Here is a 22,460-nt window from a genome sequence, read left to right on the forward strand (position 1 = left end):
GGAAGTGCTTCCCGGCCACGATGACTTATCTACCGACCGCCCGGCCGCAGCGCCAATTACCTTGCAGCTCTTCATGCCGACCCAGGCCAAGGAGCTGCAGATGCCCAACGATTCACCCCCTAGCAACAATCGCCCGCCCAGCAGCTATGAGCTGCTGACGCAACTGAGCGTCGGCCCGTCGATCCGCGACGTCGCCGCCAACCTGTTGCGTTCGTCCCTCATGGAGCAATACCCGACACTCGCTATCGACCCTGACCTGGCCATGGTCATCACGCCGCGCTGGCGCATCGTTGGCGATGTCATCCAATCCGCACCCGCCACCGCGCAATCGCTGACCTCGGTGCTGGCCAACCAGGCCCTGGCGCCCGAGCCGGTGATCTATATCGACGGCGAACACTTCCTCACCCTGGAGCCCGAGGCCAAGCCCGCCGTGCACCTGCCGGTGCAGATCGATGCCATTGCGCGGCTGATCAATGAGCTGGCGGCGCTGATCTTTACCGCCTTCCAGGAGCAGCAACTTGATTACTGGAACGCTTCCAACGGCCTGGCGGGCCCACGCTGGCAAACGCTCTCCCATTCCCTGCGCAAAGTCTGGAACGTCACCGCGCAGGACGGCTGGGATGAACACGATTGCGCCATGGCCAGGACGTTGTTCCACTTTCCGGACCGGGCCAAGCGTCGGAACTTCGACACATTCCAGACACACGCTTACCTGATCGATATAGATGGCCTTAAAAACAACCGCTCCACTCACGTCGGCCTGTCGGATATCGCGGTGCTGATCGGGGTACATGAGCAACGCCAGCGGGTCCTGACGTATTCGCTGATCAACGGCTACGAGAAATTCGAGTCACTGCAAAAGCTCGGCGAAGCCTTGCCCGCGGCACTGACTCAAGCTGATGGGGAGGTAACCGTGCAATGGCGATTGTACGAACCCGCCGGGGATTTTTTCGACAGCCTGGCGTGCAACCTGATCGCCCTGCAATTGCAGGCCATCGGGTCAATTGGCTCCGCCGACCTTGAAGCCCCCGCCACGGCTGCCGTCACTGGCCAGGCCGTCGCGCGCATCCTGCCGGTGATTGAAGACTTGAGCGATCACTCATTGTCGAGCATCCACCAGATCCACGAGCAACTTCCCGACTGGCTTGCCAATGCCTCGGACCTGGACGTATCGACCTACAGCCGTTACGTGATCGAGCTGGCCGAACTGCATACCCACAACCACGGCCAGTCTTTCCAGGACGGTATCCCGCCGATCCGCGACTACGCCCGGCAGCAACTGCAAAACCGGATCAAGGCCCATGCAAATGGCACGAGCCTGAACCTGGACAAGATAGAGATCAGCATCGAAAGCCCGGTGGTCTGGGGCACCTTCGTGCTGCCCGGAACCAGTGACATCACCCGGCGCAACCTGATCGACCTGGCCCTGGAAAACCTCACCGGGCTGCCCACCGGTACGCCCAGCGTGCACTACAACGGCGGCGAGGGGCCGCAATGGCTGACGTACAACTACCTCAAGGACGTGATCGAAACCCTCGACATCGGTGAGCGTTACCCGACGCTGATCAAACACACCCTGCTCGACGACCCCGTTCAATCGAGGCTTCGGCAAACCCTCTACACTTCGCACTTGCGGGTGCAACTGCCACTGCTGGCCTTGCAGTGGAAAATCCAGGGCCTGCACGGCATCGATGATCGCGGTTATCGCTATATCGCTGCCGCGGTGCAGGCACACGCCCATGAACGGCAGGTCGAGGGGCAAGAGATCGTCATCCGGCGCCTGGCGTTCATTCCCACCCTGCGCACCAGCCAGGCGCAGGACGGGGTGGCGAATATGTTTGTGATCGGCCCCCGCGACCACACCCAAGGCCCTTGCCTGTTGTACCGCCCACTGCTGGAGCCGGTGCTGATCCAGTACCCGTCACGGCAAAACCTGTTGTATGCCATCAAGCATCACCGCACCCTGCGCGACTCGGTGCTGGCCTGGCTGGCCGAAGATGTACGCTTCAACTACGAGCAGTATGTCTTCCCTGCCGCATTACCTTCGCCGTGGACCGTGGTGCGCGGGTTGGTGGAGCCGCAAGTGGTGGTGCAAATGAGCGGCCCCCTGGCCTTGAGCGACGAAGTGGTGGGCAACGACAGCCTGGCGACGCTGTTCAGGGACAACGCCAACGCGATGGTTGAATTGGCGACGCGGCAATCGGTGTCCAACGCCCGGAAACGTTGGGCAAGCTATCGAGAAGCCGGCTGGCTGATTTTCAGCGCGGCGTTGCCATTCATGGGCCGCACCGTGGGCATCGCGGCCTGGATCTGGCAAATCATGGACGACCTGCAGGCGACCGCCCAGGCGGAGCCGGAGCCTGACGGGCAGGTGTCCTGGACAGCCCAGGTGGATCTGCTGCTCAACCTGGGCATGGCCCTGGTGCTGCACGTCGCCCTGCGCCATCCGCCGGTACGAAAGACGCCCAAGGCCACGTTGCCGAAACAGGAAGCCACCCCGACCCAGGCGCCTGAAACCAGACTGCCGCCGGAGCACCGGATCCCCGTGATGCGCCGCCCCGACTTGCCCGACGCCGAACCGCCCGCTCGCCATCAAGGCCCGCTGTACAACAGCGGCGCACTCCAACGTTCTCCGACAAGCCTGGGGGCCACACTGGACCGCCTCAAAGTGGCCAGGCCCGACGGGCTGGGGGAAGCCGTCAAGGAAACAGGGCCGCACCTGCATCTCTATGCGCTTGCCGATAAATGGTACGCGCCGGTGGGCGCACGCTGGTTCGAGGTGGCGGTGGATGAGCACGACAATGTCATGATCGTCGATCCGGGCCGCCCCACTCACATCGGCCCGCTGCTGGTGAGCAACCTGGCCGGGCAATGGTTTGTCGACACTCGCCTGCGCCTGCGCGGTGCCGGTTTCAGGAATCGCCGGCAATCGGCTCGCGGCAAAGTACCTTCGCGGATCACCGACCTCCGGCAGAAACTCAACCAATTCGATGCTGACGAACGGCGCGGGCAAGCTGAAGTCGCCCAGGCCCACGCCGCGATAGACCCGGTGCCCGGGCCCTCCTCCGATCGCCAGCGCCAGGCGTTCCTCGACAAGGTCGACAGCCGCCTGGCCGACTATGACGTGCCCATTCGCCAGTTACGTTCGCTGAATGTCATCGATTCGGTACCCAACTACCAGAGTTCGATGATCGACTACCTGAACAAACAACTGCTGCTGACCCGCTCGGCCATCGCGGAACGCTTGCCGGTCTTTCGCGACAAGTTGCTGGTGTCGGTGGAAGACATGGAAGCCCTCACCTCCCTGGACATCAAGCAGCGTAACGAGATCGCACAGACGATGGCGAAGCTGAACCTGGATATGATCAACCGCATGGAGTATGCGCAGTCGCGCTATCGCCAGTTGGAAAGCCTGGGCATAGAGGGTGCCAAGGTCATCCAGACCAGCGTGCAGGCCCTGCCCGACTTCAAGCTGCACGACCTCAAGGCCATGCAACTCACCCTCAGCCGCTACCTGTGTATTGGCGAAGGCAGCGGGGAGGCCTTCACCGACGCCCGTGCGCAACTCAATGACATCGTGGATAACGCCGATCTCACGGTGCAAACGTGGATCGAGACCCTGGTGGAAACCAGCATCAGCGACCTGCACGAGCGTATTGAAGTGCTCAACAGCCTGGTCGACCAGTTCGCGATTGTCGACCAACGCCTGCTGGACCTGCACGCCGAACACCCGGAACAGGTGCAGCGAGAACCCCTGGAAAACCTGCGCCAACGCATCGATGAATTCAACCAACAGGCGGTGCATGAGCTGGCGCTGTTGATCAGGCAACGAAAAGCCCTGGAGCCCAAGCCTGGCCCATCAAAAGCCCCCCCGACACCCAAGCGCAAAGTCATCAAGACACGCTTCAACGGGGTGGTGGTGGGCGAGCCCCGTGAAGCCGAAAGCGGCCTGGTGGACGTCAAGGCCCCGGTGACGGGCAAGCTCATCGCGACCTTTCACGAAAAAACCCCTGGGGTCTGGGTTGAACGCCAGAGCACACCCTCAAGCCCCCGAGAGCCCCAGGTGATCGACCTGGGCACCAGCATCGACACCGCCCAGAGCCTGCTGAATGAAGAGCCCGCCGCCACCCTGCGCACCCTGGACCACGCGAAGAAAGCCGGGCGTATTCCGGTGGAAATCGAAGAGATGTTCCACCAGTACGCCGCACGCCTGGAACACGCAATGGCCACGATCGAAGAGGCGCTCACCCGGCTCAACCTCACGGAAAGCGACCGCCCGCCCGCCGCCGCCCTCAACCGTCGCCTCAATGACGCCGCACAACGGCTATACGAAATGGGCACAAACACTCGCATCAGCATGACCAAACAACAACCACCCACGGCGGCACGGGTGGAGTGGCTGCACAGCCAGGGCCTGGTGAAAATCGCCAAAGTGGTCACGCGGCGGCGGCTCAAGGGCCCCGGCAAAAACTACCTGGACGAATACGAGGTGCGTGATCACCAGACCCATGCGGTGCTCTGGTATGCGCACTTTCACTATGAGTCTCCCCAGGCGGCGCTGGAGCACTACACCGCCGGCCACCTCAAGACCCGCGACCAGCAGAAACTGGGGGGCGCTGTGCACCGCACGGGCTTGAGCGACCGTGACCAGATCGCGATTTATCGCAGTGAAATCAGCCCGATCCTGGCCCGCTCGTTGTTTTTCCAGACCTGACCGTCAATCGTGCTGCCAGGCCCTGCGCAACGTTGCCAGGGCCTCGGCAACGGCCGTCTCGGGTACGGCGGCAAACCCCAGCACCAGGCCGGCGCACTGGTCTGCCGGAGTGGTGGAGTGCGCCAGCCAGTAACTGCTTAAACCATTGACTTCGACACCCACGGCACGGGCCTGCTCAAGCAGCTGTTGCTCGCGGGCCAGGCTGTCCACGCGCACGGTCATGTGCAGCCCTGCGGCGATAACGGGCAACTCGCCCACCCCCGGCAGACCACGCGGCCACCCGGCGAGCAAGGCATTGCGCCGGCTCAATGCCGCGCGCCGCATCCGGCGGATATGCCGCTGGAAGTGCCCGGCCGCCATAAACTCGGCCATCACCGCCTGGGTACTGACTTCCGAGTGGCGCATATCCACCGCACGGCGCCGTGAGAAAGCATCAACCAGGCCTGGCGGCAACACCAGATAGCCCAGGCGCAAGGCCGGGAATGCGACTTTGCCGAAGGTACCGACGTACAGCACGCGGCCGCTGCGGTCCAAAGCCGCCAGCGGCGCCAGGGGGGCGCCGCTGTAGCGGTATTCGCCGTCATAGTCGTCCTCCACGATCCAGCCGCCGGTGCGCTCGGCCCAGGCCAGCAACTCCAGGCGCCGCGCCAGGCTCATCACCACGCCCAGCGGATATTGGTGGGAGGGCGTGACATAGGCCAGGCGGCAATCACCCAAGGTATTCAGGACCTGGCAATCGATGCCGTCGCTGTCCACCGGCACGCCCTGCAGGTTGGCACCGGCCAGGGCGAACGCGTGACCGGCGGCCCGATAGCCCGGGTTTTCAACCGCCACCCCGTCACCAGGCTCTACCAGCAACTGTGCACAAAGGCTGATTGCCTGTTGTGCACCGCTGGTGATCACTATTTGCTCAGCCGTACATTGCATGCCCCGTGAGCTGCGCAGGTAAGCGGCGATCAAGCCGCGCAGGCGGCTGTCACCCGCCGGGTCGCCATAGCACAGCTGCGCCAGGTCCGGCTTGCGCCAGAACGCCCCGTTGAGCTTGGCCCAGACCTCGAAAGGGAATAGATCGAAGGCTGGCACGCCCACGCGAAATGCCTTGGGCGGACCCGCCGGCGGCTGTGGCAAATGGTTATTTTGCACCCGCCCCAAGGCCGGCCTGTGGATAACTTCGCCATCGAGGTTTTGCGGCAATTCCGTCCATTTTGTGGATAAGTCTGGGGATAAGCTTGTTGATAAGCCTGTGGATACTTTTGTGGATAGTTTTTTTGCCGTGGGCAATTGGGCGACATAGGTGCCGTCACCCACACGGCCTTCGATAAACCCCTCCGCGTACAACTGATCGTAGGCGCGCACCACGCTGTTGCGGGAAATCAACAGCGCAGCGGCCAGGTCACGGCTGGCGGGCAGGCGCGTACCGCTGGCCAGGCGCCCATCCAACACGCGCTGACGCAGGGCTTCATAAAGCTGGCGCGTCAGGCCTTGGCGTCGATCCAGCTCGATACCGGCAGGGTTGAAGGACAGCGGCGGCGAAATGGGCGACATCATATTGGACCTATGAAATTGGCCGAAGATGGCTCTTACAACGAACCATTAGCCTGCCTAGGATGCAGGCATTCGCCAAGGAAAATATTCATGTACACACCCCGCGCCTTTGCCCTCGACGACTTGCCCGAAATACAGCAACTGATCCAGCACACACGCCTGGCGCAGTTGGTCACCTTTGGCGAGCAAGGCCTGCAGGCCAGCCACTTGCCGCTGCTGCTCAACCCGGATGAAGGCCCCAACGGCACGCTGTACGGGCACCTGGCCAAGGCCAATCGGCAGTGGCAAGACCTGCAAGACGGCAGCGAAGCCCTGGTGATCTTCGCCGGCGCCGAGGCCTACATCAGCCCGGGGTTTTACCCGGCCAAGGCTGAGCACGGCAAAGTGGTGCCCACCTGGAATTACATCGCGGTGCATGCCTATGGCAAGGCCGAGGTGTTTACCGATGCCGAGCGCCTGCTCGGCGTGGTCAGCGCCCTCACTGACCGCCACGAGGACAATCGCGCCCAGCCATGGAAGGTCAGCGACGCCCCGGCTGATTACATTGACGGCATGCTCAAGGCCATTGTCGGCTTCAGCCTGCCGATCGAGCGCCTGATCGGCAAACGCAAACTCAGCCAGAACCGCAGCGCGGCGGACATCGCCGGCGTGCGCGACGGCCTGGCCGCCAGCGCCGATATACGCGACCAGACCCTCGCGCGCTTTATTCCCCAAGGAGTTTCAGAATGAGCCAGATCGAGATCCGCCAGGTCACCGCAACCGACCACGCCGCCTGGCTGCCGCTGTGGCAGGCGTACTTGACGTTCTACAACACCGAACTGCCGGACGCCGTCAGCCAAAGCACCTGGCAGCGCCTGATCGATGCCCATGAGCCGACCCACTCTGCGCTGGCCTGGCAGGACGGCAAGGCGGTGGGCATGGTCAACTTCATCTACCATCGCTCCAACTGGAGCATCGAAAACTCCTGCTACCTGCAGGATCTGCTGGTGGACCCGGCCCAGCGCGGCACCGGTGTCGGCCGTAAACTGATCGAGTTCGTCTACGCCACTGCCAAGGCCGACGGCTGCTGCAAGGTGCACTGGCTGACCCACGAGACCAACGCCACCGCGATCCAGCTCTACGAGCGCATCGCCGAACGCCCTGGCTTCATTCAATTTCGCAAAGGTCTTTAAGGAGCGCAGCATGTCCACTTCCCTCGCCGACTGGAAAGGCGCCCCGGCGCCCACCGCGCAACTGCTCGAAGGGCGCTTTATCCGCCTGGAAAAACTCGATCCGGCCCGCCACGCCGACCAACTGTGGCAAGCCCTCGAAGGCCCCGGCGCCGACCCCAAGTTGTGGGATTACCTGCCTTACGGCCCGTTCGCCGAACGCGCCGCGTTTGATGCGTGGTTGAACAACCATGCGGCGAACAGCGACCCGTATTTCTTCAGCGTGGTCGACCGTGCGTCCGGCCAGGTGCAGGGCATCCTCAGCCTGATGTCCATCGTCCCGGCCCAGGGCCGTATCGAAATCGGGCATGTCACCTTCGGCGCGCCGATGCAGCGCTCACCCAAAAGCACCGAGGCGGTGTACCTCCTGGCCAAATACGCGTTCGAACAGGGTTACCGCCGCCTGGAGTGGAAGTGCAACAACGGCAATGCCCGCTCCAAATATGCGGCGGAGCGGTTGGGGTTCAGCTTTGAAGGGGTGTTCCGCCAGCATATGGTGGTGAAGGGGCAGAACCGCGATACGGCGTGGTATTCGATTTTGGATTCGGAATGGCCGACGGTGGGCGCGGGGTTTGAGGCGTGGTTGTCGGAGGCGAACCAGGCAGGTTCCGGGCAGTTGAAGGGCCTGGCGGAGTGTCGCCGCCAGGCGCTTTAAGGCTTACCCCAGCTTCTGGGCCAGCACCGCAATATGCTCCGGCCCGATCCCGCAGCACCCGCCCAAGTGGCTGGCACCGCGCTTTTGCCAGTCCGCGGCCCACTGCAGGTAGCCCGGCGGGTCGAGATCTTCGCGCAAGGGATCCAGGCCGTCGTTGGCCGTGGCTTCCTTGGGCTGGGGCGGGAAGGCATTGGCATAGGCGCCGATCTGAATCGCCACGCCCAACCGTTCGAAGGTCTGGCGTGCGGCATCGATCGCCGCGCCGATCACTTCCGGCTGGCTGCAATTGAACAGCAACACTTGCACGCCCAACTGCGCGGCGGCTTCGGCCGCGTCCGCCACCGGTTCGCCGGAGCGCAGGCGCGGTACTTCGTCGGTGTCTTCGTCTTTCAAGGTGAAAGACAGCCAGAACGGCTTGCCATCCTTCGGCAGGCCCGCATGAATCGCCCGCGCTTCGACGATTGAGCTCTGGGTCTCCGCCAGCCACAGGTCGACATGGGGTGCCAGGCCCTGCACCAGTGGCGTCAACAACTCAGACTCGCGCTGCGGCTCGAACAGATCAGGCCGATACGAACCAAACAACGGCGGCAACGAGCCGGCCACACGCACGGCCTTGCCCGAAGCCTGCACCGCCCGTCTGGCCAATTCACCCGCCAGCGCCGCCAGGGCCTGGCCTTCGGCAGCAAAGCGCGCCTCGCCGATATGGAACGGCACCACCGCATAGCTGTTGCTGGTAATCACGTTGGCGCCACTGTCGATATAGGCCGCATGCACCGCCTCCACCGCCTGCGGTGCTTCGCTCAATGCCAGCGCGGACCACTCCGGCTGCCTGAAGGGCGCACCGCGGCGTTGCAGTTCACGGCCCATGCCGCCGTCCAGAATTACTGTGCTTACTGCGCCCATATGCTTTTTACTCATAAGCTTATGAAAATAACTCACTATGAGAGTCGTTCTTATAACTATTTAATACGTTCCGTTCGGTTCATAACAACCTCTTTTTTATTCAGGTGCCTCCTTGAAACTTAAACCGCTATTGGCCTTGGGCCTGACGATACTGGCTGCCTCCACCCAAGCCTTTGGCGGCGCGACCCTGGACCGGGTTGAGAAGAAAAAAGAACTGGTGGGCGTGCTGATGGAAAGCTACCCGCCGTTCTCGTTCCTCAACGAGCAAAACCAGCTCGACGGCTTCGATGTCGATGTGGCCAAGGCTGTCGCGCAAAAGCTCGGTGTGAAACTGCGCCTGGAAACGCCGTCGTGGGACGTGATCGCCGCCGGCCGCTGGAGCGGTCGCTATGACATCTGCATCTGCTCGATGACCCCGAGCAAGGCCCGCGCCGAGGTCTTCGACTTCCCGGTGGAGTATTACGCCTCCCCTGCCGTGATCGTGGTCAATGCCAAGGATGACAGCATCCACGGCGCCAAGGACCTGAGCGGCAAGAAAGTCGGCCTCACCAGCGCCTCCAGCTACGAGAGCTACCTGAACAAGAACCTGGTGATCGAAGGCGCCGAGGACACCCAGTTGCAGTACCCGTTCGAGAACGTGCAGATCGCCCCGTACGACACCGATAACGTCGCCTTCCAGGACCTTGGCCTGGGCGCCGGTGTACGCCTGGATGCAATCCTCACCAACCTGGTCACCGCCCAGCCGCGCCTGAACGAAGACAAACGCTTCAAGCTCGCCGGCACGCCGCTGTACGCCGAACCCAATTCGGTCGCCATCGAAAAAGGCGACGCCCAGTGGGACGCCAAGGTGCGTGAGGTATTTGCCCAGTTGAAACAGGACGGCACCCTGAGCAAACTGTCGCAAAAATGGATCGGTGCCGATATCAGCCAATGAGTGTTCCCCCAAAACCTGCGCGCGCCCTGCTGGGCTTTCGCACGCGGCTTTACCTGACCTGGGCGGCGCTGTTCGCCCTGTTTGCCAGTTTCTTCCTGAGCTTTGACCTGAAGTTCTCGATCATTCTCGACAAGCTGCCCAACCTGGTCGGCCTGCACCTGGCACCCAATGGCTTCCTGCAAGGCGCAGCGCTGACGCTGTTCCTGTGCCTGTGTGCGATTGCCGCCTCGTCGGTGCTGGGCTTTATCACCGCGCTCGGGCGCCTGTCCAAAAGTGCCGTGGCCTTTGGTATCGCCAGCTTCTACGCGTCGTTTTTCCGTGGCACGCCGTTGCTGATCCAGATCCTGCTGATCTATCTGGGCCTGCCGCAGCTGGGCCTGGTGCCGGGCGCCATCGTCGCGGGGATCATCGCGCTGTCGCTGAACTACGGCGCGTACCTGAGCGAGATCTTCCGCGCCGGCATCCTGGGCGTCCCTCATGGACAACGGGAAGCCGCATTGGCCCTGGGCATGCGCGACAGTGCGATCTTCTGGCACGTCACCCTGCCCCAGGCCATGCGCACCATCGTCCCGCCGGCGACCAACCAGTTCATCTCCATGCTCAAGGACTCGTCGCTGATCTCGGTGATGGGCGTGTGGGAAGTGATGTTCCTGGCGCAATCCTACGGGCGCTCCAGCTACCGTTATATCGAGATGCTCACCACCGCTGCGATCATTTACTGGGTGATGTCCCTCGGCCTGGAACTGATCCAGGCACGCATGGAGCGGCACTATGGCAAGGGGTATGCGAGGCGAGAGTGAGGTCATTGAAGTCACTATCGCCCTCAGGCTTACTGCGCCAATCGAGCTGAATTTTTATCGCATCGGACTAGAGACATCTCCCGCAAACACGCGGTGCTTGGCCTGACAGTTATCCCCCGGGTGCCCCGCTAAATTCCCCGCCTCATACATCAGGAGGTGGGTTTACATGCCACTCATTCAGAAACAACTCGTACTCGCCATCACGCTCGCGCTGGGGGCCACCTGTGCTCAGTACGCACAGGCCCGTGAAGACATGCAACCCGACAGCGAGTGGTTCGAACAGATTGCGAAACATCACCAGAAAACTCATTTCGACCCGGCCACTCCCACCCCCGAAGACTTCTATTTCATCGACCGAGCCAACAGTCGTAACGGCCTGAGCGTTGCCCGCGTGCTGGACTCGGCAGTGGATGCCGCGCTGGCATCGGAGGAGTTGAGTGACTGGGAAAAGTACCAGCGTGAAAACTACGGGCGGTACTTGAGCAGCCTGGAGCCAGGTCGCTTGGGTATGCTGCTGGAGCAATTGGCCGGCAGCCAGAACGCCAACCTGGGCACGGCCACTCAAAACAGCATGAAACGCTGGCACGCCAGCCTGCTGACAGCCATACGCCAATTGGATAACCACACCGGTGAGGACGGGCGTGTCTGGGTCCAAGGCCTGGCCAGCAGCGGTGCCCTCGATGCCCAACACGGCAGCGCCGGCTTGAAACAAAGCAGCCAGGGCCTGTTGCTGGGTGCAGATGGAGCAATCGATGACGCCTGGCGGGTCGGCGTGGTGGGCGGCAAGTCTGGCAGCGACCTGAGCGCCCGGCATTTCAACGGTGAAGTGGACAGCTGGCACCTGGGCGCCTATGCGGTGCGCCAGGACGGTCCATGGGCTTTACGCCTGGGCGCGCTGTACAGCAGCCATTCCGGGCAGAACACGCGCAGTGTGGACTTCGACTTCATCGATTACCGCGAACGCCTCACGGGCAAGTACAAGGCCCAGAGCCAGAACGCATTCGCCGAACTGGGCCATCGGTTCGTCACCGACGGCTTGCATGCCGAACCGTTTGCCGGAATCGGCTTCCAGCGGTATCACCGTGACCGCTTCTCCGAGAAAGGTGGCCATAGCGCGTTGAACGTGGGCACCCAAACCCAGCAAAACCTCAGCAGCACCTTCGGCCTGCGCTTGAGCCGCGACATCGCAGTGGCCGACCGGATCACCCTCAAGCCGCACCTGAGCGTCCATTGGAAACACTTGTATGGCGACACCAACAGCCGCGTACGCCAATCCTTTGCCAGGGAAACCCGCGAGGACTTCAACAGCGCGTTCAGCATCGGCGGTACCTCGCTGGACCGAGATAACCTGGCCTTGCGCACGGGGCTGGACATGCGTCTTTCGGAGCACCAGACCCTGAGCATCGCGTACACCGCCGAAGTGGGCGACAACAGCCGCAACCATGGACTAATGGGCCAATGGCAAAGCGCGTTTTAAGACAGAAACTGAAGAACCTTCACACTCACACAGGTCTTGAAGGCTGACATTAAGCACCACTTTTTGCTGGCTACACTCCGGTCTCCTATACAAAAGAGGCCGGAAATCATGATATCGACACTTTCGTTTTTCCCTCCCCTTGGTGCACTTTTCGCACAAAGCGCCAACGCCTTCGCCGAGGCTGCCACTCCGCCCGCCGCAGCACCCGAGCCACACACCGCGCCTCCAACCACTCCGCGCTCGTTCGGGCACGCCGCCCGCCAGGCCTCAAATGGCCAGCTCGACACCAATATTGTCAAAGTCATCACCACGCCTAACTCCCCGCGCCGCGACGGGATGAATATCGACGAGATCGCCGGCCTCACCCAAACCCCGTCCAACCTTGAGAAGTCACACATCATCAAAGCCGTCGACATCGTCAACAGCCCGGACGTGCACATCAATTCACCGGGTCATGGCCTGAGCAGCTCCGGACTTACCTCTGTCTGGCTGGAGAATCGAGGAAGCATCACGGCCCAATCCGGCACAGGTGTGGCCCTGAAGGGAGAAAAGGCCGATGAGGTGATCAACCATGGCCTGATTGCAGGTGGCAATGGAGTCGCCCTGGACATGGGCGGCGGTGACGACCTGTTGGTTGTCAAAAATGGCAGCCGCTTCAAAGGCGAAGTCGATGGCGGCAGCGGTACCAACCAGGTGGTTCTCGAAGACACCAAAGGCGGCACGTTCGAAGGTGCGACCCGAATGCAACACCTGTGGGTCGGCAAGGGCGCCTGGGAACTGACCGGTGCACTGCACGACAATCGGCACGGCAAGGTGTACGGCGATGCTGCCTTGACCAACCGCAGCGTTATCAAGGGGACCCTGGATATTGATGCGGGCGGCAGCTATTCCGGCGGCACCGTCGACTCCCTTAATGTCGCGGGTACCCTGCTGCTCGATCCTGAAAATACACCACGGACCCGGATCAGGAAGGATCTGCACCTCAAACCAGGATCGACCATGGCGTTCAAAGTGGGCGCGGACCAAGCCCACTCCACGCTGAAAGTCGGCAATACGTTAACGCTGGATAACGCCACCCTGAAACTTGATGTACAGCCGGAAAGTGAAGCACTGCTCACGCGCCAGCTACGTATCGCGGATGCGGCATCCATCAAGGGAACATTCAGCGCCGTTACCAGCAACCTGACCACCCTGGAACCTGAACTGCTCTACAAACCTGAAGGTATTTTTGTCGGCTTCAAGCGCAAGCAGAGCGCCGCACCCTCCGTTGACCATTAAAAAATCGGCAAAAAAAAGGGGGGCACCTGCCCCCCCGAGGATTAAACGGTCGTGTCGAAGGCTGGATCAGCCTTCGATTTCAATCAGGATTTCGCCAGGGTTCACCCGGTCGCCCTTGGCCACGTGAACGGCGGTCACCTTGCCGGCAATCGCAGCCTGCACTTCGGTTTCCATCTTCATCGCTTCGGTGATCAGCACGGCCTGGCCGGCCTTGACCACGTCGCCTTCCTTGACCAGCACATCGACGATATTGCCCGGCATCGCCGTGCTGACATGCCCCGGCTCACTGGCCTGCTTGCGCTTGCTGCTGCCGCCGCCGACGAATTCGTTGAGCGGTTCGAACACCACTTCTTCCGGCATGCCGTCGATGGACAGGTAGAAATGGCGCTTGCCTTCGGCTTTCACACCGACACCGGTGATGTCCACGCGGTAGCTTTCGCCGTGCACGTCGATGACGAACTCGGTCGGCACGCCTTCGCCACCGGCACGGGCCACGCCGCCGGCTTCAGGGATAGGCAGCAGCACCTCAGGCGTAAGGGTGCCGGCGTCGCGTTCCTCGAGGAACTTGCGCCCGATGTCCGGGAACATGGCGTAGGTCAGCACGTCTTCTTCGGACTTGGCCAGTGCGCCGATTTCGCCGCGCAGCTTGGTCATCTCCGGCTTGAGCAGGTCGGCCGGGCGCACGTCGATCACTTCTTCGCTGCCGATGGCCTGGCGACGCAACTTCTCGTTCACCGTGCCCGGCGCCTTGCCATAGCCGCCTTGCAGGTACAGCTTCACTTCGTTGGTGATGGTCTTGTAGCGCTCACCGGCCAGCACGTTGAAGAACGCCTGGGTGCCGACGATCTGCGAAGTCGGGGTCACCAGCGGCGGGAAGCCGAGGTCTTCACGCACCCGTGGAATTTCAGCCAGCACTTCGCTCATGCGGTTCAGAGCGCCCTGCTCTTTCAACTGGTTGGCCAGGTTGGAAATCATCCCGCCCGGCACCTGGTTGACTTGCACACGGGTGTCGACGGCGGTGAATTCGCTTTCGAACTGGTGGTACTTCTTGCGCACGGCATAGAAGTACAGGCCGATCTCTTGCAGCAGCTCCAGGTCGAGACCGGTATCGAATTCGCTGCCTTTAAGGGCGGCGACCATAGACTCGGTGCCCGGGTGGCTGGTACCCCAGGCGAAGCTGGAGATCGCGGTGTCGATATGATCGGCACCGTTTTCGATCGCCTTGAGTTGGCACATCGCGGCCAAACCGGCGGTGTCGTGGGAGTGGATAAAGATCGGCAGGCTCTGCTCGGCTTTCAGCGCCTTGACCAGTTCACCGGTGGCGTACGGGGTCAGCAGGCCGGCCATGTCCTTGATCGCGATCGAGTCGCACCCCATGGATTCCAGCTGCTTGGCCTGGGCCACGAAGGCCTCGACGGTGTGCACCGGGCTGGTGGTGTAGGCGATGGTGCCCTGGGCATGTTTGCCGGCGGCTTTGACCGCTTCGATGGCCACACGCAGGTTACGCACGTCGTTCATGGCGTCGAAGATGCGGAATACGTCGATACCGTTGACGGCAGCCTTGGCCACGAAGGCCTTGACCACATCGTCGCTGTAATGGCGGTAGCCCAGCAGGTTCTGGCCGCGCAGGAGCATTTGCAGGCGCGTGTTAGGCAACGCGGCGCGCAGTTTGCGCAGGCGCTCCCACGGGTCTTCCTTGAGGAAGCGTACGCAGGCGTCGAAGGTGGCGCCGCCCCAGACTTCCAGGGACCAGTAGCCGACTTTGTCGAGCTTGTCGCAGATCGGCAGCATGTCGTCGGTGCGCATGCGGGTCGCCAGCAACGATTGGTGGGCGTCGCGCAGGATGGTGTCGGTTACGAAGATTTTTTTAGTCATTGGAATGTTCCTCACAGGCCTGCGTGGGCGGCGATGGCGGCGGCGATGGCCAGGGCCAGCTCTTCGGGTTTGCGCTTGATCGAGTAGTTGGTCAGCTCAGGGTGGCTTTCCACAAAACTTGTGTTGAACTGGCCGCTGCGGAATTCCGGGTTACGCAGGATTTCCTGGTAATAGGCGGCCGTGGTCTTCACGCCTTGCAGGCGCATGTCGTCCAGGGCACGCAGGCCGCGGTCCATGGCTTCTTCCCAGGTCAACGCCCAGACCACCAGCTTCAGGCACATGGAGTCGTAGAACGGCGGGATGGTGTAGCCGGTGTAGATCGCCGTGTCGGTACGCACGCCGGGGCCGCCGGGCGCGTAGTAACGGGTGATCTTGCCGAAGCTTGGGAGGAAGTTGTTCTTCGGGTCTTCGGCGTTGATGCGGAACTGCAACGCAAAACCACGGTGCTGGATGTCTTCCTGTTTCACCGACAACGGCAGGCCCGAGGCGATGCGGATCTGCTCGCGGACAATGTCGATCCCGGTGATTTCTTCGGTGATGGTGTGCTCCACCTGCACCCGGGTGTTCATCTCCATGAAGTACACCTCGCCCTCGGCGAGCAGGAACTCCACGGTGCCGGCGTTCTCGTAGCCCACGGCCTTGGCCGCACGCACCGAAAGGTCGCCGATGTAGGCGCGCTGTTCCGGGGTGAGCTGCGGGCTCGGGGCGATTTCGATGAGCTTCTGGTTACGGCGCTGGATCGAACAATCGCGCTCGAACAGATGCACCACGTTGCCGAAGCTGTCACCGAGGATCTGCGCCTCGATATGCTTGGGATTGACGATGCATTTTTCCAGGAACACTTCCGCCGAACCGAACGCCTTGGTGGCTTCGGAGATCACGCGGGGGAAGGCTTGCTCGAGTTCTTCGCGGCTGTTGCAACGGCGGATACCGCGACCGCCACCACCGGAGGTGGCCTTGAGCATCACCGGGTAACCAATGCGGTCGCCTTCGGTGAGGGCCTCGGTGATGTCGGCGACGTTGCCTTCGGTGCCGGGCGTGACCGGCACACCGGCCTTGATCATGCTGCGGCGGGCTTCGGTCTTGTCGCCCATGCGGCGAATCACTTCAGCCGAAGGGCCGATGAATTTGATTCCACGTTCGGCGCAGATGTCTGCCAGCTCGGCGTTTTCCGACAGGAAGCCGTAGCCGGGGTGCAGCGCATCGCAACCGGTTTCCACCGCCAGGTTCACCAGCTTGCGCGGGTTCAGGTAGCCGGCCAGCGGCTCGGCACCAATGCTGTGGGCTTCGTCGGCACGCTTGACGTGCAACGCATGGCGGTCGGCGTCCGAGTAAACCGCGACCGAGCGAATGCCCATCTCGGCGCAGGCACGCACGATTCGTACGGCAATTTCACCACGGTTGGCGATCAGGATCTTTTTTATCACTTGGAAATTCCCTTGAGCCGATTGCTGCGTTCTTCGACCCGCTGGAGCCGGGTCGGCGCGTGACTAAATGTTTCAAGCCAGTCGCAGCCACACACTAAGCCCGTGGAGGGATTAACAAAAATCAATAATTATTGGGTCGCTCATAAGTAAAGACTTATAGTTGGCCGGTCGACCTGGGGCGAGAGGATTTAAATAATGCGTAAGTCACTGATGCGTATGACATTGCGTCAATTGCAGATCTTCAATGAGGTGTGCGATTTGCGCTCTTACAGCCGCGCGGCCGAGGAAATGTCTCTCACCCAACCGGCCGTGAGCCTGCAAATTCGCCAGCTCGAAGAGCTGGTCGGCCAGCCGCTGTTCGATTATGTCGGCAAGAAGCTCTACATGACCGAGGCGGCCGAAGCCCTGCAACGGGCCAGCCGGGATATTTTCGGGCGCCTGGAAAACCTCGATATGCAGCTGTCGGACATGCAAGGCTCGTTGCAGGGCCAGTTGAAGCTCGCGATTGAATCCAGCGCCAAGTACTTCGTGCCGCACCTGTTTGCGGCGTTCAAACGCCAGCATCCCGAGGTGCAACTGCACCTGACCGTAGTCAACCGCGCCCAGGTGATCCGCCGCCTCTCCGACAACCGTGATGACCTGGTGATCATGTCCATGGTGCCCCAGGACATGGGCCTGGAATTCCTGCCATTCCTCAACAACCCGATCGTGGCCGTGGCGCCCCCCGATCATCCTTTGAGCCTGCAAGGGCCGCTGCGTTTGCAGGACCTGGAACCCTACACGCTGTTGCTGCGCGAACCGGGCTCCGGCACGCGACTGGCCTGCGAGGAGTATTTCAAGGAGAAACGCGTGCACTTCACCCAGACGGTGGAAGTGGCCTCGGCCGAGGCGCAACGTGAATGCGTGTGTGCCGGGCTGGGCGTGGCCTTGCTGACGCGCCACGCGGTCAATATGGAACTGGCCACCGGCGGGCTCAAGGAGCTGCCGGTGGAAGAACTGCCGCTGTACCGCAGCTGGTGCCTGGTGCAGGCCAAGGCCAAGCGCCTGTCACCGGTGGCCCATGCGTTCCTGGGCTTTATCCGCAGCGAACGGGTGCAGATCAGCGCGTTGGCTGAACGTTTCGCTGGGCAGCCGCGGGTGCCTGCCAGTGGAGTTCCGGGTAGTCACTGATGCTCTGCTGCAGCTGGCGCTGGTCGCAGCGGTCTTCGATTGCGCGACGGAACGCCATGCGGCGCTGGTCTTCCTGTTGACGACGGGTCTTGACGGAGCTGCTGCTGTCTTCGTAGGGCCGGGCCATTTGGAGTCTCCCAATGCGAGTACGGGGAGTACAGGATGGGTTGTAGCGATGACGGTTTAACGGCGCGGGGGTTACAGGACGATGAATCTTACGAATAGGTAGACAATCCAAATGTGGGAGGGGGCTTGCTCCCGATTACGGTACATCAGCAGATTTCTCTTTGACTGACCCACTGCTATCGGGAGCAAGCCCCCTCCCACATTTTGAGCGTGTATGGCCCTGGATCAGTCGTCGAGGGCTTTGACGGACTTGGGCGACAACCGCAGGCTGCGCAAGCTGCGCTTCACGCTCTTGAGGTGGTTGACCAGGCTCGGGCCCCGCGCCATGGCAACGCCCATGGCCAGCACGTCGATCACCACCAGGTGCGCGATACGCGACGTCAGCGGGGTGTAGATCTCGGTGTCTTCGTGCACATCGATCGCCAGGTTGACCGTGGACAGCTCCGCCAACGGCGTCTGGCTCGGGCACAAGGTAATCAATGTCGCGCCGCTTTCACGCACCAGGTTGGCGGTGATCAGCAGGTCTTTGGAGCGGCCCGACTGGGAAATGCAGATCGCCACGTCGGTCGGCTTCAAGGTCACCGCCGACATCGCCTGCATGTGCGGGTCGCTGTAGGCCGCGGCGGTGAGCAGCAGGCGGAAGAACTTGTGCTGGGCATCGGCAGCCACGGCACCGGAAGCACCGAACCCGTAGAACTCGACGCGCTGGGCCTGGGACATGGCGGTCACGGCCTTTTGCAGCTCCACCGGGTCAAGCTTCTCGCGCACCTCCATGAGCGTGTGCAGGGTGGTGTCGAAGATTTTCAGGCTGTAGTCGGCGACGGAATCGTCTTCGTGGATCGCAAACTGGCCGAAGCTCGCGCCGGCGGCCAGGCTCTGGGCCAGCTTGAGCTTCAAGTCCTGGAACCCGGAGCAACCGATGGCGCGGCAGAAGCGCACGATGGTCGGCTCGCTGATGCCCACGCTGTGGGCCAGGTCGGCCATGGAACTGTGCATCACGGCCGCAGGGTCAAGCAGCACGTGATCGGCAACCTTGAGTTCCGATTTGCGTAACAGGTGGCGCGACTGGGCGATATGTTGCAACAGGTTCAAAGGGCAGGACTCTTGTTATTGGCAGGGCCAGGGATGTAGCAAGCTTGTAGTTATACTACAAGAATTGCCGTTTTGCCCGCCCGATGCATCACTAAATCGCCCTGATGCCCTTTGAATCAGCGGGCAGCTGCCTTGTAGCCATATGGGCGTGCGGACTGTCTTCAGGGAAAATCTGCATTGTTGCGTAACAAATCTGCCAGCCCTTCGGCCTCCATCGGCCGACTGATCAGGTAGCCCTGCACCTCATCGCATCGTTCTGTACGCAGGAAATCCAGCTGCTGCTGATCTTCCACGCCTTCGGCCACCACCTTGAGCGCCAGACCGTGAGCCATCGCAATGATCGCTCGGGTAATGGCGGCGTCTTCCCGTCCCTGGCCGAGGCCGCGGATAAAGGTCTGGTCGATCTTTACGTAATCCACAGGGATACGCTTGAGGTAACTGAGGGATGAATAGCCGGTGCCAAAGTCGTCGATCGCCAGCTTCACGCCCAGGTCGCGCAGTTGCTGGAAGGTCGCAATGATGTGTTCAACACTGTCGAGCAACTGGCTCTCGGTCAGTTCCAGTTCGAGGTATTGCGGGTCCAGGCCGGTCTCTTCCAATACCTGGCGCACCAGGCTGACCAGCTTGCCCTGGCGCAACTGGTGCACCGAGAGATTCACCGACACGCGGATCGGTGGCAGCCCCTGGCGCTGCCACTCACAGGCCTGCCAGCACGCCTGGCGCAGCACGAATTCGCCCAGCGGTACGATCAGGCCCGTTTCTTCGGCCAGGCCGATAAAGTCGCCTGGCGGCACCATGCCCCACTGCGGATGCTCCCAGCGGATCAGCGCTTCGGCAGCGTCAAGCTTGCCGGTGGCCAGGCACAGTTTCGGCTGGTAGAACACCGTGAGCTGACGCTCATCGATGGCTTTGCGCAGATGGTTTTCCAGCTGCAAACGCTCCAGGGTGCTGGCTTGCAGGCTGTCGGTGTAGAACTGGAAGTTATTGCCGCCCAGGTGCTTGGCGTGCTGCATGGCCATGTTCGATTGACTGACCAGCGCAGAAATTTCCCGCGCGTTATCCGGCAACAGGCTGATGCCCATCGACGCACTCACCACCAACTCATGCCCTTCCACCGTCACCGGTACCCGCAGCTTGGCCAGCAGCCGCGTGGCCACCCGTGCCAGGCTCGACAGGTTGCCGTAGGCGTCGAACAGCACGGCGAACTCATCGCCGGACAAACGCGCGATGGTGTCGGCCTCGGGCAAGGCATTGATCAACCGACGGGCCATCTTTTGCAGCAACTGGTCGGCCACTTCATGGCCCAGGCTGTCATTGAGCAACTTGAAGCGGTCGAGGTTGATATGCAGCAACGCCAGGCTGCGCCCGCCTTGGCGTACACGCTGATGGGCCTCGCGCAGCCGTTCGCGGAACAGCGAGCGGTTGGCCAGGCCGGTCAACTCATCGTAGTGGGTGAGGTAGCGCATGCGCTCCTCGGATTCGCGCCGCGCTGACAGATCGGCGAAGAAGCCCACGATATGGCTGACCTTTCCCCGAACATCACGCACTACATTCAGTTGCAGCCACTGCGGGTACAACTCGCCGTTCTTGCGTGTTTCCACCAGCTCACCCTGCCAGGTGCCATGGCTGAGCAAGGCTTGGCGGATGACCGGGAAGTGGCGCCGGGCATCACGGCTGCTGGGCAGCTCCACGACGTTGCGGCCGAGCATGTCATCAATGTCAAAGCCGGTGACGCGACTGAAAGCCTGGTTGACCGCGATCAGCGCGTAGTCCGGGTCAAGGATGACGATGCCTTCGCTGGCTGCCTCGAATACGGTCGAGGCCAACCGCTGCTGCTCTTCCAGGGCCTTGCCGGCGCTGATGTCGCGGCGGGTGCCGAGCATTCGAATCACTCGCCCGCTGGGTGCACGCTCCACGGCGCGACCGCGGTCTTCGATCCACACCCAGTGGCCATCCCCATGGCGCACGCGGTATTCCACCTGGTAATCCTCAGTGCGCCCCTTGAGGTGCTCCACCAGTGCCCGCTTGAGCAGCGGCAGGTCGTCGGGATGCAGGCGCGGCTTTAGGTGGCCGAGCATGGCCGTGACGTACTCGGGCTCGAGGCCGAACAGCTCTTTGAGCTGGGTGTGGTGAACCTCATCGGTTTGCAGGTTCCAGTCCCACAGGCCCAGCTCACTGGCTTGCAGGGCCATGGCCAGGCGCGCCTCGCTTTTATTCAGGGCCAGGCTGGCGGCGTCCAGTTCCTGGCTGCGTTGCGCCACGCGGTCCTGCAGGCCGATTTGCGCATCCCGCAACTCCTGCTCGACCTGACGCCGCTGCTCGACTTCGCGCACCAGATCCTGATTCAGTTGCTCGCTGCGTTGCTGTGCCTGCTGCAGATGCTCGATCAATGCCTGGTTCTGGAAGCGCCGCAACAGCCCACGCTGGATCAGGCGGTTGACCTGCCACGCCACCACGCTCAGGGAGGCCAGCAGGATCAGGCCGAGCACACCCCAGCCCTGTTGCTGCGGCGCCCCATTCCAGAACAGATAGGCAATGGCCGGCACCAGGCACGGCAAGGCAAAGGACAGGAACGCCGGCAGGCTCACGGCGTAGGCGACACTGGCTGACAGCGTCGCCGCCCCGATCAGGCCGAACACCCAGGCCTGTTGGATAAAGCTGTCCACCGGCACCAGGGCAATGGCCGCGGTGGCCAGGGTCAGGCCACTGACCGCCGAGCCGAGCATGAACATGCGCCGCCAGATCGGTTGGGCCTGGCGGCTGGGCATGGCCGAATCAAAGGCCGCCACCTGGATCACGCGCATGGCCACCAGGGCCAGCAGCCACACCAGCCAGACGCTGTCGAGCAGGTATTGCCTGGGGTTCCACAGCAGCCAGGCGCAGACCAGGCCGTTGACTAGCATTAATAAGGTGGGCAGCAACGAGCCCTGATAGAGCAGGCGTGTGCGCTCGACCGCCATCTCGGTAGCGTAATGTTTGCGGATAACCTGCGCGGGCGCCGCCGAGGGGCCGAGCAGGTCGGTGCTGAGAGTCATAGGCAGTGTTCTTATAATGGTGAGCCCGAAACGTCGACGGAGCATACACAAGCAAGCGCTTGGGCCAAACTGCTCCAGATCATAAAAGTCACCCTGTGAACAGCCGCAAACCTTGGGGCCAGACCCCTTGAGCGAGGCCCGGCGCGGGCTGTGGCCCATGACTTACCGGTCATCAGCCCTGCCAGAATGTTTGCCCGGCCGGGACCACGCGAGACGTTTTG

At 62.1% G+C, this 22,460-nt stretch carries 16 protein-coding genes; 9 read left to right on the top strand and 7 right to left on the bottom strand.

From position 1 onward, the window contains the following. Positions 1–100 precede the first annotated feature (100 nt). The gene (locus tag J1N02_RS12910) at positions 101–4,714 is read left to right on the top strand and encodes a dermonecrotic toxin domain-containing protein (protein WP_421147395.1); all 4,614 of its coding nucleotides are present in this window, start codon (positions 101–103) and stop codon (positions 4,712–4,714) included. Between the two features lie 3 nt (positions 4,715–4,717). Here the strand turns inward: J1N02_RS12910 and J1N02_RS12915 are convergent, their stop codons facing one another. Then, positions 4,718–6,259, bottom strand: coding sequence for a PLP-dependent aminotransferase family protein (locus tag J1N02_RS12915; protein ID WP_405126332.1), 1,542 nt, complete (start codon positions 6,257–6,259; stop codon positions 4,718–4,720). 90 nt (positions 6,260–6,349) lie between these two features. Between J1N02_RS12915 and J1N02_RS12920 the strand changes: the two genes are divergently transcribed. Genes J1N02_RS12920 through J1N02_RS12930 form a run of 3 tightly spaced genes read left to right on the top strand, consistent with a single transcriptional unit; the run spans position 6,350 to position 8,122 of the window. Then, positions 6,350–6,988 (top strand): FMN-binding negative transcriptional regulator, encoded by a 639-nt coding sequence (locus J1N02_RS12920; RefSeq protein ID WP_027608230.1) that lies wholly within the window; start codon positions 6,350–6,352, stop codon positions 6,986–6,988. Then, positions 6,985–7,431: a GNAT family N-acetyltransferase gene (locus tag J1N02_RS12925; RefSeq protein ID WP_027608229.1), complete on the top strand. Its 447-nt coding sequence runs from the start codon at positions 6,985–6,987 to the stop codon at positions 7,429–7,431. The genes J1N02_RS12920 and J1N02_RS12925 overlap by 4 nt, the downstream gene beginning before the upstream one ends. A 10-nt stretch (positions 7,432–7,441) precedes the next feature. Next, complete coding sequence (locus J1N02_RS12930; protein WP_027608228.1) at positions 7,442–8,122, top strand: GNAT family N-acetyltransferase; 681 nt, start codon at positions 7,442–7,444, stop codon at positions 8,120–8,122. A 3-nt stretch (positions 8,123–8,125) separates the two neighbouring features. On the opposite strand, the gene J1N02_RS12935 is transcribed toward J1N02_RS12930, so the two are convergent. Next, positions 8,126–9,025 (bottom strand): homocysteine S-methyltransferase family protein, encoded by a 900-nt coding sequence (locus tag J1N02_RS12935; RefSeq protein ID WP_421147396.1) that lies wholly within the window; start codon positions 9,023–9,025, stop codon positions 8,126–8,128. A 112-nt stretch (positions 9,026–9,137) separates the two neighbouring features. Between J1N02_RS12935 and J1N02_RS12940 the strand changes: the two genes are divergently transcribed. From J1N02_RS12940 to J1N02_RS12955, 4 genes are all read left to right on the top strand, one after another. Beyond that, positions 9,138–9,959 (top strand): ABC transporter substrate-binding protein, encoded by an 822-nt coding sequence (locus J1N02_RS12940; protein WP_027608226.1) that lies wholly within the window; start codon positions 9,138–9,140, stop codon positions 9,957–9,959. Positions 9,960–9,988: 29 nt separating this feature from the next. Continuing rightward, positions 9,989–10,759, top strand: a complete 771-nt coding sequence (locus J1N02_RS12945; protein ID WP_027608225.1) for an amino acid ABC transporter permease — start codon at positions 9,989–9,991, stop codon at positions 10,757–10,759. A gap of 166 nt (positions 10,760–10,925) precedes the next feature. Further along, complete coding sequence (locus J1N02_RS12950) at positions 10,926–12,236, top strand: autotransporter outer membrane beta-barrel domain-containing protein (protein WP_421147397.1); 1,311 nt, start codon at positions 10,926–10,928, stop codon at positions 12,234–12,236. Positions 12,237–12,344: 108 nt separating this feature from the next. Next, on the top strand, positions 12,345–13,514 hold the full coding sequence (locus J1N02_RS12955; RefSeq protein ID WP_027608223.1) for a hypothetical protein: 1,170 nt from the start codon (positions 12,345–12,347) through the stop codon (positions 13,512–13,514). Positions 13,515–13,580: 66 nt separating this feature from the next. Here the strand turns inward: J1N02_RS12955 and oadA are convergent, their stop codons facing one another. Beyond that, on the bottom strand, positions 13,581–15,389 hold the full coding sequence (oadA, locus tag J1N02_RS12960) for a sodium-extruding oxaloacetate decarboxylase subunit alpha (protein WP_027608222.1): 1,809 nt from the start codon (positions 15,387–15,389) through the stop codon (positions 13,581–13,583). A gap of 11 nt (positions 15,390–15,400) precedes the next feature. Then, positions 15,401–16,816 carry an acetyl-CoA carboxylase biotin carboxylase subunit gene (locus tag J1N02_RS12965; RefSeq protein ID WP_027608221.1) on the bottom strand — a complete coding sequence of 472 codons (1,416 nt, stop codon included), beginning with the start codon at positions 16,814–16,816 and terminating at the stop codon, positions 15,401–15,403. A 195-nt stretch (positions 16,817–17,011) separates the two neighbouring features. Between J1N02_RS12965 and J1N02_RS12970 the strand changes: the two genes are divergently transcribed. Beyond that, positions 17,012–17,986: a LysR family transcriptional regulator gene (locus tag J1N02_RS12970; protein ID WP_027608220.1), complete on the top strand. Its 975-nt coding sequence runs from the start codon at positions 17,012–17,014 to the stop codon at positions 17,984–17,986. Here J1N02_RS12970 and J1N02_RS12975 read toward each other — a convergent pair. The 3 genes from J1N02_RS12975 to J1N02_RS12985 form a co-directional block, all read right to left on the bottom strand. Next, entirely contained in the window at positions 17,916–18,113 is a 198-nt protein-coding gene (locus J1N02_RS12975; RefSeq protein WP_098480691.1) for a PA3496 family putative envelope integrity protein, read from the bottom strand. The genes J1N02_RS12970 and J1N02_RS12975 overlap by 71 nt on opposite strands. A gap of 224 nt (positions 18,114–18,337) precedes the next feature. Continuing rightward, a complete protein-coding gene (gene hexR / locus J1N02_RS12980) occupies positions 18,338–19,204 on the bottom strand; it encodes a transcriptional regulator HexR (RefSeq protein ID WP_010168370.1) in 867 nt (288 codons plus the stop codon). 161 nt (positions 19,205–19,365) lie between these two features. Beyond that, on the bottom strand, positions 19,366–22,239 hold the full coding sequence (locus J1N02_RS12985; RefSeq protein WP_414887654.1) for an EAL domain-containing protein: 2,874 nt from the start codon (positions 22,237–22,239) through the stop codon (positions 19,366–19,368). Positions 22,240–22,460 lie beyond the last annotated feature (221 nt).

The sequence above is a fragment of the Pseudomonas sp. NFX5 genome (genome assembly GCF_049132125.1).
GTDB lineage: Bacteria > Pseudomonadota > Gammaproteobacteria > Pseudomonadales > Pseudomonadaceae > Aquipseudomonas > Aquipseudomonas marginalis.